Source organism: Shewanella zhuhaiensis (genome assembly GCF_022484835.1).
GTDB classification, from domain to species: domain Bacteria; phylum Pseudomonadota; class Gammaproteobacteria; order Enterobacterales; family Shewanellaceae; genus Shewanella; species Shewanella khirikhana.
The window spans coordinates 68,852-84,160 of record NZ_JAKUDL010000009.1 but is presented as its reverse complement, the minus strand read 5'-3'; the positions used below and the strand labels follow the sequence as shown (position 1 = coordinate 84,160).

The following is a 15,309-nucleotide window of genomic DNA, read 5'->3' as shown; positions in this document are numbered from 1 at the left end:
ACTTATCGAGCTTATCTGGCCTGCTTGGCCTTCAGCGCCTCGAGTATGGCATCGCCTTGCGGGGTGCTCAGCAGCAGGCTGTAGCCATCTTCCACCGGAATAATCAGCAGCGGATCATCACCCGTAACTGAGGCCAGCACTTTGGCCTCGCCTCCCGTTAGGCGAAACCAGCCCAGGTTGTAACCCGGCATACCTACACCATTGGTTCGAAAACCCAGCTGCGGCGCATCGCCATCGTCTTTGCTGACAACCCTGGCTTCGGCCAATTGCAATGAACTCAGTGGGATATCCCGGCTATAAGCGGGTAAATCGAGCACTAACTTATCTTGCTCGAGCCGCACCTCAGGCGACAATGCCCCCACAAATATCCAACCCAGTAAGCCAACAACCGCCAGGATAAGCCCCGTCGTCACCGAACGCGCGGTGTGAGTGGTGGGTTTACGTCTGGCAATCGCACCGATAAGAAGTACACCGGCCAACAGGCCTATGGCGCCCCAAAGCGCGCTACCCGCCAAAGGTGAGAGTAAAAATGTGTCCGCTGCCATTTGATGTTCCTTAAAAGATAAGCGCCCTCAAGATTGCCCAATCGACATAATATGTCAACCATACTGACCCATTCACAGCGATATAAAGGCTGATTTGTCATATGAGCATAAACAAACAACCAGCCCGAAGGCTGGTTGTTTAGTGGCGATACAGAAATATCGAGCTGCTTACTGTAAATCCAAGGCGAGGATTTTCGAGCGGCGCTGATAGTTGTACAGCTGCTTTTTCTTGGTCGGCAGCGCGTCCACTTCCACCATGTCAAAGCCGTGCTCCAAAAACCAGTGGATGCTGCGGGTTGTCAGCGCAAACAAGCGGTGATAGCCCCGCACCCGCGCCTGGCTGATGATGTTCTTAAGCAGCAAGCTGCCCCGGTCGGCGTCGCGGTAATCGGGATGTACCACCAGACAGGCAAACTCGCCGGCGTTATCTTCTTCAAAGGGATACAGAGCCGCGCAGCCAATCACCAGACCATCACGCTCAATCACCATAAATTGTTCAATCTCGATTTCCAGCTGCTCGCGGGAGCGACGCACCAGAATGCCCTGCTCTTCCATGGGGCGAATAAGATTGAGGATACCGCCGATATCGGCAATGGAGGCGCGGCGCAGACGCTCGGCGCTCTCAGTCACGATTTGAGTACCAATACCGTCGCGGGAAAAGAGTTCCTGCAGCAAAGCACCATCATCCAGATAACTCACCAGGTGACAACGGGGCACGCCGTTGCGACAGGCATCGATACTGGCTTTAAGGAACGCCAGCGTGCCCACACAGGCCTGGCCGCCTTCCTGCAGCTTGGTGACAATCTTCTGGGCATCCCCCGGCATCAGCTCGGCAATTACCTCGCCTTCACGGTCGAGAATACCGTTCTGAGAGCTGAAGCCAATCATCTTATCGGCCTTGAGTTTCACCGCCACCTGGGTCGCCACTTCTTCTGCGGTCAGGTTAAAACTCTCACCGGTAACAGAAGCGGCAATGGGCCCCATCAGCACTATGCCGTGGCTGTCGAGTTGGTGTCTGAGACCCTGCACATCGATACGACGCACCCGGCCAGAGAGGCAATAATCCACGCCATCATCCACCCCCAGCGGCTGGGCAATCACAAAGTTGCCACTGACCACATTGAGCTGAGCGCCCTGCATAGGAGTGTTTGACAGACTCATCGACAGACGCGCCGTGATATCGAATTGCAGCGCACCTGCTACCTGCTTAATCACCTTAAGACTGTCTTCATCTGTGATGCGCACGCCATTGTGGTAGGCAGGCGCGATGCCGTGCAGCTCGAGGGCGGCATCGATTTGAGGGCGGGCACCGTACACCAGCACAATGCGGATCCCCAAACTGTGCAGCAGCGCCACATCGTTGATGATGGCACGAAACTGGGGTTGCACCATGGCCTCGCCGCCCAGCATGACCACGAAGGTCTTGCCACGGTGAGCGTTGACATAAGGGGCGGAATGACGGAAACCGTCAACCAATTCGGTGGTACGCACGGGCTGTATTGTCCTCACAAGCACCTGCGCAGTGACAGACTGCGCCAAGTTGAATTCTTGCGCAATTTTAGTGAATTTAAATTCACTTTAAAAGCATTTATTTTTATCACATCAATGTTTCAATCATATGAAACCTGTAAGTGGCATCAATAGCTTCCGCAGGCGTTCACAAAAACACACAGATGAATAAAAAAGCAAACGAGGGTTAAAGGGGAATGTGAAGGGAAGCAAATCGCAGCCAATAAAAAACCCCGGACCAGGCCGGGGTTTTTTCAGAAGCTAATCAGGTTAATTACTTGATTTTGGCTTCTTTGTAGATAACGTGCTGACGGATCACAGGATCAAACTTCTTGATCTCCATCTTTTCTGGCATGTTACGCTTGTTCTTGTCAGTGGTGTAGAAATGACCAGTTTTAGCGGTAGAAACCAGCTTGATCTTTTCGCGATTGCCTTTAGCTTTAGCCATTTTCTATTACACCTTCTCGCCACGGGCACGAAGTTCAGCAACAACTACTTCGATACCTTTTTTATCGATGATACGCATACCTTTAGTGGAAACACGCAGCTGTACAAAGCGCTTTTCAGTTTCCAACCAGAAACGGTGGTTCTGCAGGTTAGGTAAAAAACGACGACGGGTCGCGTTTTTTGCGTGCGAACGGTTGTTACCAACCATTGGTCGCTTGCCAGTTACTTGGCATACTCTTGACATGTCAATCTTCTCCAAACAGTTTTTAACGCTCGAGCATTAATGTACCTCGTATGGCCGTCGCCCGAGGCACAAAGAGGGCGCATTTTATACACGAAAGCCCATGGGAGATCAAGTAAAGATCAACCAATCCACCCTCGCTCGGCAAAGGAGACTATCTCCCGGTCCCCCACAACCAGATGATCCAACAGGGGAACATCGATAGTTGCCAGGGCATTTTTCAATCTATCTGTGATCCGTTTATCGGCCTGACTGGGCTCAGCCACGCCGGACGGATGGTTGTGGCAGACGATTACCGCTGCCGCACTTTTCTCCAGCACCAGTGCCACCAACTCCCTGGGATATACCGAGGCGGCGTCGATGGTGCCACGAAACAGCTCAACAAATTGGATTACCCTATGTTGACTGTCCAGCAGCAACACCGCGAACACCTCATAGGCTCTGTCAGCCAGTTGCTGTCTGAGGTAGTTCCGGGTCAAATCCGGACTGGTAAGCACCTGACCCCGCTGCAAAGATTCACCGGCAAGACGCCTGGCAAGCTCAGCGGAGGCTTGAAGCTGGGCGTATTTTACCGGACCCAAGCCCTGTAGTCGACACACCTGCTGCTTAGATGCGCTGAATAATGCTCTAAGACCGCCAAATTCCCCTATCAGCCGACGTGCTAAATCCACCGCATCTAGCCCCACAGCGCCGTTTCGAAGCAGTACTGCCAGCAGTTCTGCATCACTGAGCACCGCCGCTCCCCGCAGCAATAATTTTTCTCTCGGGCCCTCGCCCTTTGGCCAATCCCTGATTGCCATTTGTCTGCCTCCTGCCGTCCATGGCGCGATAACCGCTTCGCGTGAATAATTTGGCCTGGGTCGCTCACCCTGATGGCGGCGACTATGGTATGGTTAGCGCCAGTTAATTTTAGTCGGGATCTGTCCGTGAGCCTGAATAATCGAAAAATTCTGCTGGGGATTGGCGGCGGTATTGCTGCCTATAAAAGTGCTGATTTGGTGCGCCGTCTCAAAGAGCGTGGCGCCGATGTGCGGGTGGTGATGAGCCAAAGCGCCCGAGAATTTATCACTCCGCTCACCCTGCAAGCCCTCTCCGGCCACCCGGTTGCCATGGATTTGCTGGACCCCGCCGCTGAAGCGGCCATGGGCCATATCGAACTGGCACGCTGGGCAGATCTGGTGATAGTGGCTCCCGCTACCGCCAACCTGATTGCCCGCATTGCGGCCGGTATGGCCGATGAGCTGATTACCACTACCTGCTTGGCCACCTCCAGCCCCATCGCCCTGTGTCCTGCGATGAATCAGCAAATGTATGCCAATCAGGCGACTCAGGATAATCTCGCGACCCTTTCCCGGCGAGGCATCAAGCTTTGGGGCCCGGGCAGTGGCAGTCAGGCCTGCGGTGAAGTTGGCCCAGGCCGGATGCTGGAGCCGCTGGAAATCTGCGCCTTTGCCGAACGTCTGCTCGAAGAGGCCGCCACAGAGCTGTGTAAACAGAGCCTCAAAGGCCAAAAGCTGATGCTGACGGCAGGCCCCACCCGGGAAGCCATCGACCCGGTACGCTATATCTCCAACCACAGCTCCGGCAAAATGGGCTTTGCCCTGGCCGAAGCGGCCGCCGCCATGGGCGCCGAAGTCACTCTGGTGTCGGGCCCGGTTCGCCTTGCCACCCCGACAGGAGTGACACGCATCGATGTCGACTCGGCCCAGCAAATGCTGGACGCTGTGATGGCGCAAATCGATGAGCAGGATATCTTTATTGGCTGCGCCGCCGTAGCAGATTACCGGGTTGCAGACGTTGCCACCGGTAAAATCAAAAAGAGCAACGAGACCATGCAACTTGCACTGGTACGCAATCCTGATATCTTAGCCACGGTCGCGTCTCACCAGACAAGACCCTTTACGGTGGGATTTGCCGCCGAAACCCATGATGTGGAAACCTACGCCAGAGATAAGCTCAAACGCAAAAATCTGGACATGATTGCGGCCAACGATGTGTCTGTGCCGGGTCAGGGTTTCAACTCAGATACCAACGCCCTGCAGGTATTCTGGCCAAACGGACACCAGGAGTTACCCGCTACCGACAAGTTGTCACTGGCGTATCAACTGCTTTCATTGATAGCGACAAAAATAGCCAAAAAATGAAAACACCCATCGAACTGAAGATCCTTGACTCCCGCATCGGCTCCGAATTCCCGCTGCCGGCCTATGCCACTCCAGGCAGCGCCGGTATGGACCTGCGCGCCATGCTGGATACCGCCATTACCATAGCGCCGGGCGAAACCGTGCTGGTGCCCACCGGCATTGCAGTACACGTGGCCGACCCCAGCCTGGCAGCCGTAATCCTGCCCCGCTCAGGGCTTGGGCATAAACACGGCATAGTGCTTGGCAACCTGGTTGGCCTTATCGACTCCGATTATCAGGGCCCGCTGATGGTGTCCTGCTGGAACCGTAGCGACAAAGACTACACCCTGGAAATTGGCGATCGCCTGGCCCAGCTGGTGTTTGTGCCTGTGGTTCAGGCCGAGTTTAAATTGGTGGACGAATTCGACACCTCATCACGTGGTGAAGGCGGTTTTGGCCATTCTGGCACCCGTTAATTCCCTCGTTTTGTCAAAGTGTTGTGTGAAGGACTGTCAATGGCCACCAAAGAAAAACTGAGCCGCCGCGAACATATTCTCCAGTGTCTGGCACAGATGCTGGAAACCAACCCCGGACAACGTATTACCACTGCCAAGCTGGCCGCCGAAGTCGGTGTATCCGAAGCGGCGCTGTATCGCCACTTCCCCAGCAAGGCGCGGATGTTTGAGGGCTTGATTGAGTTTATCGAAGACTCACTGCTGTCTCGTATCAACCTCATCATGGACGACGAGAAAGACACCATGCGCCGCTGCCAACTGGTATTGCAGCTGCTGCTGTTGTTTGCCGAACGTAATCCGGGCATCTCGCGGGTACTGAATGGCGATGCCCTGCTGGGCGAAAATGAGCGCCTGCGCAGCCGCGTCAGCGCCCTGTTCGGCAAAATCGAAACCCAGCTCAAGCAAATCCTGCGTGAGAAAACCCTGCGGGAAGGCAAGGGATTCGAACTGGATGAGGCCATGCTGGCCAATCTGCTGCTGGCAGTGGCCGAAGGCAGAATAGCCCAGTACATTCGCAGCGAGTTCAAGCAAAAACCCACCGAACACTTCGATGAACAGTGGGGCTTTATTCAGAAACAACTACTACAAAGCTAGTTGATTTTAAAGAGAATTAAGGACGGTAAATCACCGTCCTTTTTTTATTGTTTGCGGCATACTTTTGTATTAACCTCCAAGACGGATTTCAATAACAACCCACAACAAGGATGTGACATGAAGCTACACCGTCTTTTTGGTGCGCTGGCCCTGTGTCTTTGTGCCTCTGCCAATGCTGCCACTCCCGAACAGGTGTTTGCCCGCGGCAGCCAGTTCAGTCAGGTAAGACTCTCCCCCGGCGGCGATTACCTTAGTGCCATTACCAAGCACGAGGGCAAAAACAAGCTGCTGATCCTCGACACCGAAACCCTGAAACTCAAACATGCGGTGTTTTTCCCTGCCAATGCCCAGGTCGGCGATTACGACTGGGTCAGCAACGAGCGCATTGTACTGGCCAAGGAATACCTCAAAGGCTGGAGCGACCACCCGCTGTACTACGGTGAACTGTTCGCGGTGAATGCCGATGGTAGCCGCGCAACCTACCTGTTTGGTTATAACGGCGGTGAGCAGCAAACCGGCTCCAACCTGAAAAAGAACACCCCCATCCGCGCCACAGCCTCAGTGCTCGATCCCCTGCCGGATGACGACAAGTACCTGCTGGTCAAAGCCTTGCCCTGGAGTGGGGTCGACTGGCAGGAAGGACTTGCCGATGTGTACAAGGTCGATGTGTACCGCGGTACCCGCAAAAAAGTCACCCGCGCCCCCATCGGCTATGCCAGCTTCCTTACTGACCATGAAGGTGAAGTACGCTTTGCCGCCGGTCGCGACAGCAACAACGACCTCAAGGTGTTCTTTCGCGATGACGGCGACTGGCAGACAAGCGACAAGCTGGATCTGGGGCTGGACGACTTCATTCCGCTGTCTTTTGTGGGCGACAACAGCAGCATTTACGCTGCCGGTACCGAAAGCGGCCAAACCATGGGCGTCTACCGCATTAATCTCAAAGACGGCAGCAAAACCAGGATTATTCAGGACCCACGGGTAGACCCGGCCAATTACTGGATAAACGGCCAAACCAAGCAGCTGTACGCAGTGGAGTTTGCCGACGGTTACCCTACCTATGCCTTCGTGGATGCCAATGACGAGCGCAGCCAGCTGCTGAAAACCCTGCTTGCCTCTCTGCCCGGCCATCAGGTACAGATAGTCAGTGAAGATCGCAAAGGCGAGCTTTTGGTTGTGGCCGCCAGCAACGACAGAAACCCCGGTGACTATTATCTCTACAATCGCAAAACCAACAAGTTGCGTTATCTGGTTTCGGTGAACGATGCTCTGGATCCCGATAAAATGGCCGAGGTAAAGCCCTTCGACTTTACCGCCCGTGACGGCACCAAAGTCCAGGCCTTCCTCACCCTGCCCTTTGGCGTCGATGCCAAAAACCTGCCCCTGGTGGTCAATCCCCACGGCGGCCCCCATGGCCCAAGGGATTACTGGGGGTTTGATCCGCAAAACCAGCTGCTGGCAAGCCAGGGCATAGCGGTGTTGCAGGTTAACTTCCGTGGCAGTGGCGGCTATGGCAACGCCTTCGAAGAGGCTGGCTACGGCAAATGGGGCAGCGAAATCCAGTACGACATCATCGATGCCACCAAAAAGGTGATAGCCGATGGCACAGTGGATAAAGACCGCATCTGTATCGTGGGCGGCAGCTTCGGCGGCTACAGCGCGCTGCAAAGCTCGGCGCTGGCCCCGGATCTGTTCAAGTGCGCTATTGGCTTTGCCGGTGTATACGACCTGGAACTGATGTTCGAAGAAGGTGATGTGCAAAAGCGCGATGCCGGTATGGCTTACCTGAAGCGCGTATTGACTCAGGACAAAGCATTGCTGCAGTCCATGTCGCCCACCCACAACGTGGATAAACTCAAGGCCGCCATCCTGCTGGTACACGGAGGTGAAGATGAGCGCGCGCCTATCGAGCAGTACGAAGCCATGGCCAATGCTTTGAAAAAGCACAACTATCCATTCCAGTCGCTGGTCATGGATGATGAAGGCCACGGTTTTTATAACGAGGCTCACCGCGCCAAATACTATGGCGAAATGCTTGGCTTCCTGAAGACCCATCTGAAGCTCTGACATCTGGCGGCAAACGCCGTGGTTATCAGCCGGGCCTGGCCCGGCTTTTTTATGGGCCGACTACAATTTCGGTATGAATTTACGCCAAATAGCGGTATCCTGCGCCACTCGCGCAATACCCAAGTAAATTGCCCTGATATTGCGCGGCGGCCAAGGCGCCGATGATGTGGTTGGAGGTAAAAATGGCACTCAGCGAAGCAGCACTCAAGGTACAGGCCGCGCTTATGGAGCGTGGACTGGAAACCCCTATGGTTCCCTGCGAACTCTCCCGCGAGGAACGCAAAGACAAAATCGAACAGCATATGCGGGCAATTCTTGGCCTGATGTCACTCGATTTGACCGACGACAGCCTTGCCGATACCCCCCGTCGCATTGCCAAAATGTACGTGGATGAAATCTTCTCTGGCCTCGACTACGAGAACTTCCCCAAAATCACCGTCATCGACAACAAGATGGGCGTGGATGAAATGGTACGGGTACAGGATATCAGCCTGACCAGCACCTGCGAACACCATTTGGTGACCATAGACGGCACTGCCACAGTGGCCTATCTGCCGCGTAAAAAAATCATCGGCCTGTCGAAAATCAACCGTATCGTGCGCTTCTTTGCCCAGCGCCCTCAGGTGCAGGAACGCCTGACTCAACAGGTTCTGGTGGCACTGCAGGCACTGCTGGAAACCAAAGATGTGGCGGTGAAAATCGATGCAGTGCACTACTGCGTTAAATCCCGTGGCGTGATGGATGCCACCAGCTCCACCACCACCACGGCACTGGGCGGCATTTTCAAATCCAACCCGGCTACCCGGGCGGAATTTTTGCATCAGCCGCGCTGAACCTTAGCGTATTCCCAATAAAAAACGCCGCAGATTGCGGCGTTTTTTATTGGGAATACGCTAAGGGCCCAAACTGGCGGGCGCTTACCTTTTATGGCTTGGGCTTAAATGCCGTACTGCTCGCGGTAAGCACGTACCGAGCTCAGCACCTCTTCCATGCCTGGCTTCTCGGCCAGGAAGGCAATCAAATCGGCCAGCTTGATGATAGCCACGATACCGCAGCCAAAGTCGCGCTCCACTTCCTGAATGGCAGACAGCTCGCCCTTGCCCTTTTCCTGACGGTCCAGCGCAATCAACACCCCGGCCAGCTCAGCGCCATTGGCCTGAATGATTTCCATCGATTCACGAATGGCGGTACCGGCGGTGATCACATCGTCCACCAGCATTACCTTACCCTTGAGCTCACTGCCCACCAGGTTGCCGCCTTCACCGTGATCTTTCTTCTCTTTGCGGTTAAAGCAGTAAGGCATATCCACATCGTGATGTTCGGCCAATGCCACGGCGGTGGTGGTGGCAATCGGGATACCCTTGTAGGCCGGGCCAAACAGCAAATCGTAGTCGATACCGGCATCCATCAGCGCTGCGGCATAGAAGCGGCCAAGACGGGCCAAATCACGGCCGGTGTTGAACAGGCCGGCGTTGAAGAAATAAGGGCTCTTACGGCCGGACTTGAGAGTAAACTCACCGAATCTCAGTACATTACGCTCGAGAGCAAACTCAATAAATTCGCGCTGATAGGCTTTCACTGTCTTTCCTCTATCATGTGTCTGGCCGCCAAAGCCGCCAATTTTACAAGGTGCAGGGTGGTAAAAAGGCCCCTGTCGGAGCCTTTAAAAATTCAATGTAATAATCAGTTCAGAGCCGCTTTCTGAGTATCGATGATCTCACGAATGCCGTGCTTGGCCAGCTCCAGCATGGTCAGCAGCTCTTCGTGGCTGAACGGCTCGCCTTCGGCGGTGCCCTGAACTTCGATGATCTTGCCGGTTTCAGTCATCACCACGTTCATGTCGGTCTCGGCGGCGCTGTCTTCTACGTATTCAAGGTCACAGATGGCTTCGCCGTTGTGAATGCCCACGCTCACCGCGGCAATCAAAAACTTAAGAGGGTTGGCCTTCACCATCCCTTTGCCACGGGCCCAGTTCAGCGCGTCAACCAAGGCCACACAGGCACCTGTGATAGCGGCGGTACGGGTGCCGCCGTCGGCCTGAATAACATCACAATCCACCACTATGGTGTTTTCGCCCAGTTGTTTCAGGTCTACCGCGGCGCGCAGGGCGCGACCAATCAGACGCTGAATTTCCTGGGTACGGCCAGACTGCTTGCCACGGGCGGCTTCGCGGTCCATACGGCTGTGGGTAGAGCGCGGCAACATGCCATACTCGGCGGTCAGCCAGCCCTGTCCGCTGCCTTTAAGGAAGCGTGGTACACCTTCGGTGAAGCTGGCGGTGCACAGCACCTTGGTTTCACCAAACTCAACCAGCACAGAGCCTTCGGCATGGGCGGTAAAGTTACGGGTGATGGTGATGGGACGGGTCTGAGCCGATGTACGGTTACCTGGGCGCATGGTAATTCCTGTGACGTGTGAACTTGGCTGTAAATTGGCTGCATATTATAGGGCTATGGGCGCCCAGTTGCCATGACCCTTTTGCATGGATTGGTTTAAAACAGCCCGCTCGGGGCCATATTGGTCACGCCCAAACCCGGGTATGTGCCCTGAGTCGCTGTTCGTAAAGCGCTTTCCATGACGCCTTGGCAACATCTGGTTATAATGGCCTTTCGACTCAGACGAAAACCAGCCGGAATCCTTATGATCCACAGCATGACCGCCTATGCCCGTATCGAGCATAAAGCCACCTGGGGCACCGCCTCCTTCGAAATTCGCTCGGTGAATCAACGCTATCTCGAAACCTACCTGCGCCTGCCAGAGCAGCTGCGCAGCCTGGAACCGGCCCTGCGTGAACGCCTGCGTAAACGCCTGAGCCGTGGCAAGGTGGAAGTGAATCTGCGTTACGATCTCGCCAGCGATAACAGCAGCGAGCTCAGCATCAATCAGGATCTGGCCCGTCAACTGCTGGGCGCCGCCAACTGGCTTAAGGCCGAAGCTGGCCAGGGCGATATCGCCCTCACCGACATTCTGCGCTGGCCTGGAGTGATTGCCACCGCCGAGCAGGATATGGATGCCATCAGCGCCGAACTGCTGGGCGCCTTCGACAAGGCACTGGTTCAGTTCATCGAGGCCCGTGGCCGCGAAGGCAGCGCCATCAAAGAGATGCTGGAAAGCCGCCTTGGTGCAGTAGAAGGCCAAATCGCCATTGTGCGTGAGCATATGCCCAGAATTATGGAATGGCAGCGAGAAAAACTCACCAACCGCCTGTCTGAAGTGCAGGGCGAACTCGACAGCACCCGCATCGAGCAGGAAATGGTACTGCTGGCGCAAAAGCTGGATGTCGCCGAAGAAATGGACAGACTCGAAGCTCACGTTGCCGAAGCCCGCCGCATCCTCAAAAAAGGTGGCAGCGAAGGTCGCCGCCTCGACTTTATGATGCAGGAGTTCAACCGCGAGTCCAACACCCTCGCCTCCAAGTCCATCAGCACCGAAATCACCGCCGCCGCCGTAGAGCTCAAAGTGCTTATCGAACAGATGCGCGAACAGATCCAAAACGTGGAATAACACCCCTTTTCGCTTCTGCAATACAAAGAGCGCCAGTTGGCGCTCTTTGTTTATCTAGCCAATATAGTTCTTGTCCGCTCTTACCCCCCACAGCCGCCAAACAACACCTCCGGTTACAATTTTTACACTGTGGCGGCCCACCCGGCCATGCTATACACGGGCACAGATTAAGAGGGGAATCCACAAGGCGATAACAGCATGAAAAGAAAAATAATTGCAGCAGCCATCACTGGCCTGCTGTTGGCGCAGGGCTGCACAAATACTGCGTCCGATAGTGCATCTACAGGCAAGCAGACTTCAGCTGCGGCAGTCGGTGCGTTTGCGCCGAGGGCAGTGCAGGATTCACTGGAGCAAGGCTATGCCGCCCAGCGCGCTGCGATTGTCAGCAATCTTGACTATCGGCTGTCGATTGACTTCACCCGTGGCGACAGCGAATTTGCCGGCACCAGTCTCATCAGTTTCGACTATAAACCACTTACCGAACTGCCACTGACGGTAGACTTTTATCAAGGCGATGTTGAGGCAGTCCTCATCAACGGCAAAGCCGCCGAATTCAGCTATCAGAAATGGTTTATCAGTATTCCTTCTGCGCAGCTCGCCAGTGGCCACAATCAACTGGAAATCCGCTACCGCGCGCCCTACGGCAATACCGGCACTGGCCTGCACCGCTTTGTGGACCCGGAAGATAAGGGCGCGTACCTCTATACCGATTTTGAACCCTACGATGCCAACCGCTTGTTCCCCCATTTCGACCAGCCGGATCTCAAGGCGCGCTATTTGCTGGATGTAAAGGCCCCCGCCGACTGGCAGGTAGTCGCCAACCAGCGGGAGCACAAAGTTGAAGCCGAGGGGGACAATAAACACTGGCAGTTCAAGCAAACCGAACGCTTCTCATCCTATATTTTTGCACTGCACGCCGGGCCCTATACCGTGTGGGAAGACAACTCAGGCGCTGTGCGGCTCAGGCTGTTTGCCCGCAAAACCATGGCCAGATACGTCAAACCCGAGGAATGGTTTGGCCCAACGCAAAAGTCGATGGCCTTTTTTAATCAATACTTTGATATCCCCTACCCTTACCACAAGTACGATCAACTGGTGGTGCCCGACTTTAACTCCGGCGCCATGGAAAACGTCGGCGCGGTGACCTTCAACGAGAGTTACCTTAGCCGCGGTGAAAAGACTCAGGATGCGCTGCGCAACCAGGCCAACACCATAGCCCACGAGCTGGCGCACATGTGGTTTGGCAATCTGGTCACCATGAAGTGGTGGGATGGTCTGTGGCTCAACGAAAGCTTTGCCACCTTTATGTCGAACCTGGCGCTGTATAAAACGGAAATGTTTCCCGGTATTTGGGAAAACTATTACAGCGGCACCAAGCAATGGGCTTACGATGCCGATGACTCGGTTACCACCCATCCCATTCAGCTGGATGTGGCCAACACCACCGAAGCCTTTGCCAACTTCGACGGCATTACCTACGGCAAGGGTGGCTCAGTGCTCAAGCAGCTGTGGTTCTATCTGGGCGAAGATAAATTCCGTGACGGCGTAAGCCACTATCTGAAGACCCACAGTGAAGGAAACACCCAACTGAGTGACTTCATTGGCGCCCTCGGTGAAAAATCCGGCGTCGATCTGAGCGCCTGGTCAAAGGAATGGCTGTACACCCCGGGCCTCAACACCCTGCAGGCAAGCTTTAGCTGCGAAGGCGACAAAATCGCATCGTTCAGCCTGCAACAGGGCCACGGCGAGCATGACAACAGCCTGCGCACCCAAAAGACCCGCATTGCCCTCTACAACCAGCGTGGCGGCAAGCTCAACAAGAGCCTGACTCAGGATGTTATTTTCAGCGGCGGCAGCACCAAGGTCACCAGCCTGGTGGGAGCCAGTTGCCCCGACTTGGTGTACCCCAACGATGAAGACTTTGCCTACATCAAGGTGCGACTGGACGCCAAGTCACTAAATACCCTGAAAACCCATATTAATCAGGTAGAAGACGCCTACACCCGGCTGATGTTGTGGCAAAGCCTCAGCAATGGCGTGAAAGAAACCGATATCAGCCCGCAGCAGTTTATCGACTTCGCCCTTGCCAACCTGCCCGCCGAGCGGGATGAAACCATCATCAACGCCGTGGCCGATGGCCTGGGCTATGCGTCCAGCTTCCTGTGGGAAGCCCGACGTCAGGGTAAAGATGTGCAGCCTTATATCACCGCCATGGAAGACTTCAGCTGGCAACAACTGCAATCTGCCAAGCCCGGCTCTGATCTGCAAAAACTCTGGTTTGATATGTATCTGGGCAGCATCGACAGCCCACATCAATGGAACATCCTCAATGCCATGGCCAGAGGCACCAAGACCATTGACGGCTTAACCCTGGATCAGGACAAGCGCTGGCGCATAGTGGCCAAACTCAATCGAGAGCTAAAAGGCGACTACGACACCCTGCTGGCGACAGAAAAGCAACGGGACGGCTCCGACAGGGGTAAACTCAACGCGCTGGCCGCCGAAGTGGCAAGACCCACAGCGGCCAACAAGGCCAAGTGGGTTAAGATTATTCAAGAGGGCAATCAAGGCCTTAAACTCAGAGAACAGCAGTACATCCTGAGATCTCTGCCCGATAAGAACCATCCTGAACTTATGGCGCCTTTCCATGCCGAGGTGCTGCAAAGCATTCCGGAGCTGAACAAAACCGCAGACGATCGCTTCCTGGTGAGTTACGTCAACGCCATGTTGCCTTCAACCTGCAGCCACGAAAACGCCGCCGAACTGGGCACGCTGCTGAATGAATGGCAGGGGCTTAAATTCCCTCTGGTACGGGCGATTAAACTCAAAAAAGAACGGGTCGACCGCTGCGTGAAAATCACTTCAGCGATGAACTAGTCTCCATAGCAGTTTGTCGGCCCACAATAAACAAAGAGCGCCTGCTGGCGCTCTTTGTTTAACTTTATTTCGATAGCTTTATTTCGATAGCTTTATTTCGATAGCTTTATTTAGATAACTCTATTTCGGGAACGTGGGGGAAATAAGCCTCGAAGTCATAACATGGCTTGGGGAAGTGCAGCTCAATCCGCTGGCTTCAAAAAGGCGCGCAGTTCACTGTAGCAACGTACTTCCATATGCGGCACTGTGGCAGGGTCGGCTGCTTTGCCATCGGGGTTGTACCAGCAAGTATGCAGCCCGGCATTGAGGCCACCTTGAATGTCGCTCGACAGGGTATCGCCCACCATCAGCACCCGTTCGCGGGCAGGGTTGCCCATGGCATCCAGCGCATGGTCGAAAATCGCCTTATCGGGCTTGGCCAGGCCCACTTCTTCAGAAATCACCAAGAGTTCAAAGTGATCGGCAAAGCCGGTGCGCTCGAGACGAATGCGCTGCAACTCGGTAAAGCCATTAGTGATAATGCCAAGCCGGTAACGGCCTTTCAGGCTTTCAAGCAGTTCGGGCACCTGGGGCAGCGGCGCACAGATGTCGGCCATGGCCTGCAAAAAGCCCGAGTTCAGTTCACCGGGGGCAACCCCGAGCCGCTCACCCCACTGGGCAAAGCGCTGCTCCTGCAGGGTTTTGGCACTGATCCGCCCATCCTGATACTCAAGCCATAAGGGCTTATTTACCTGCTGATATTCCTCGTAATGGGCCCCGTCGAACTCCACCTCAAAACGGGCAAACAAGCGCTGTAGCCCGGCAAAGGCATCGAAGTGAAACAGAGTTTCATCGGCATCGAATAATACCCAGTCAAAGCTGAGTGGTGAGCAGTTGGACATCATTTA

15 protein-coding genes are annotated in these 15,309 nt (G+C 54.9%); 7 read left to right on the top strand and 8 right to left on the bottom strand.

Annotated features, from left to right (window positions below; genetic code table 11):
- Positions 1–11: 11 nt before the first annotated feature.
- The 5 genes from MJ923_RS18750 to radC all read right to left on the bottom strand — a co-directional run bounded on the left by MJ923_RS18750 (position 12) and on the right by radC (position 3,542).
- On the bottom strand, positions 12–545 hold the full coding sequence (locus MJ923_RS18750; protein WP_240592411.1) for a PH domain-containing protein: 534 nt from the start codon (positions 543–545) through the stop codon (positions 12–14).
- A gap of 168 nt (positions 546–713) precedes the next feature.
- On the bottom strand, positions 714–2,036 hold the full coding sequence (gene argA / locus MJ923_RS18745; protein WP_164551261.1) for an amino-acid N-acetyltransferase: 1,323 nt from the start codon (positions 2,034–2,036) through the stop codon (positions 714–716).
- Positions 2,037–2,328: 292 nt separating this feature from the next.
- Positions 2,329–2,502, bottom strand: coding sequence for a 50S ribosomal protein L33 (gene rpmG, locus MJ923_RS18740; protein WP_126169167.1), 174 nt, complete (start codon positions 2,500–2,502; stop codon positions 2,329–2,331).
- A gap of 6 nt (positions 2,503–2,508) precedes the next feature.
- Entirely contained in the window at positions 2,509–2,745 is a 237-nt protein-coding gene (gene rpmB / locus MJ923_RS18735; RefSeq protein WP_011758449.1) for a 50S ribosomal protein L28, read from the bottom strand.
- A 119-nt stretch (positions 2,746–2,864) separates the two neighbouring features.
- Positions 2,865–3,542: a RadC family protein gene (gene radC / locus MJ923_RS18730; protein WP_126169166.1), complete on the bottom strand. Its 678-nt coding sequence runs from the start codon at positions 3,540–3,542 to the stop codon at positions 2,865–2,867.
- An 84-nt stretch (positions 3,543–3,626) separates the two neighbouring features.
- Here radC and coaBC point away from each other — a divergent pair, with 84 nt between their 5' ends.
- The 5 genes from coaBC to folE all read left to right on the top strand — a co-directional run bounded on the left by coaBC (position 3,627) and on the right by folE (position 8,874).
- Positions 3,627–4,886, top strand: coding sequence for a bifunctional phosphopantothenoylcysteine decarboxylase/phosphopantothenate--cysteine ligase CoaBC (coaBC, locus tag MJ923_RS18725; RefSeq protein ID WP_240592410.1), 1,260 nt, complete (start codon positions 3,627–3,629; stop codon positions 4,884–4,886).
- Positions 4,883–5,341 (top strand): dUTP diphosphatase, encoded by a 459-nt coding sequence (gene dut, locus MJ923_RS18720; protein ID WP_126169164.1) that lies wholly within the window; start codon positions 4,883–4,885, stop codon positions 5,339–5,341. The genes coaBC and dut overlap by 4 nt, the downstream gene beginning before the upstream one ends.
- Before the next feature lie 39 nt (positions 5,342–5,380).
- A complete protein-coding gene (gene slmA, locus MJ923_RS18715; RefSeq protein ID WP_126169163.1) occupies positions 5,381–5,974 on the top strand; it encodes a nucleoid occlusion factor SlmA in 594 nt (197 codons plus the stop codon).
- A 117-nt stretch (positions 5,975–6,091) separates the two neighbouring features.
- Positions 6,092–8,041, top strand: a complete 1,950-nt coding sequence (locus tag MJ923_RS18710; RefSeq protein WP_240592408.1) for an alpha/beta hydrolase family protein — start codon at positions 6,092–6,094, stop codon at positions 8,039–8,041.
- A gap of 182 nt (positions 8,042–8,223) precedes the next feature.
- Positions 8,224–8,874, top strand: a complete 651-nt coding sequence (gene folE / locus MJ923_RS18705) for a GTP cyclohydrolase I FolE (RefSeq protein WP_240592407.1) — start codon at positions 8,224–8,226, stop codon at positions 8,872–8,874.
- A gap of 104 nt (positions 8,875–8,978) precedes the next feature.
- Here the strand turns inward: folE and pyrE are convergent, their stop codons facing one another.
- Positions 8,979–9,620: an orotate phosphoribosyltransferase gene (gene pyrE, locus MJ923_RS18700; RefSeq protein WP_126169160.1), complete on the bottom strand. Its 642-nt coding sequence runs from the start codon at positions 9,618–9,620 to the stop codon at positions 8,979–8,981.
- 104 nt (positions 9,621–9,724) lie between these two features.
- The gene (gene rph, locus MJ923_RS18695; protein WP_126169159.1) at positions 9,725–10,438 is read right to left on the bottom strand and encodes a ribonuclease PH; all 714 of its coding nucleotides are present in this window, start codon (positions 10,436–10,438) and stop codon (positions 9,725–9,727) included.
- A 243-nt stretch (positions 10,439–10,681) separates the two neighbouring features.
- Here rph and MJ923_RS18690 point away from each other — a divergent pair, with 243 nt between their 5' ends.
- Complete coding sequence (locus tag MJ923_RS18690) at positions 10,682–11,545, top strand: YicC/YloC family endoribonuclease (RefSeq protein WP_240592406.1); 864 nt, start codon at positions 10,682–10,684, stop codon at positions 11,543–11,545.
- Between the two features lie 198 nt (positions 11,546–11,743).
- Entirely contained in the window at positions 11,744–14,422 is a 2,679-nt protein-coding gene (gene pepN / locus MJ923_RS18685; RefSeq protein ID WP_240592404.1) for an aminopeptidase N, read from the top strand.
- A 182-nt stretch (positions 14,423–14,604) separates the two neighbouring features.
- On the opposite strand, the gene yjjG is transcribed toward pepN, so the two are convergent.
- Positions 14,605–15,303, bottom strand: coding sequence for a pyrimidine 5'-nucleotidase (yjjG, locus tag MJ923_RS18680; RefSeq protein WP_240592398.1), 699 nt, complete (start codon positions 15,301–15,303; stop codon positions 14,605–14,607).
- Positions 15,304–15,309 lie beyond the last annotated feature (6 nt).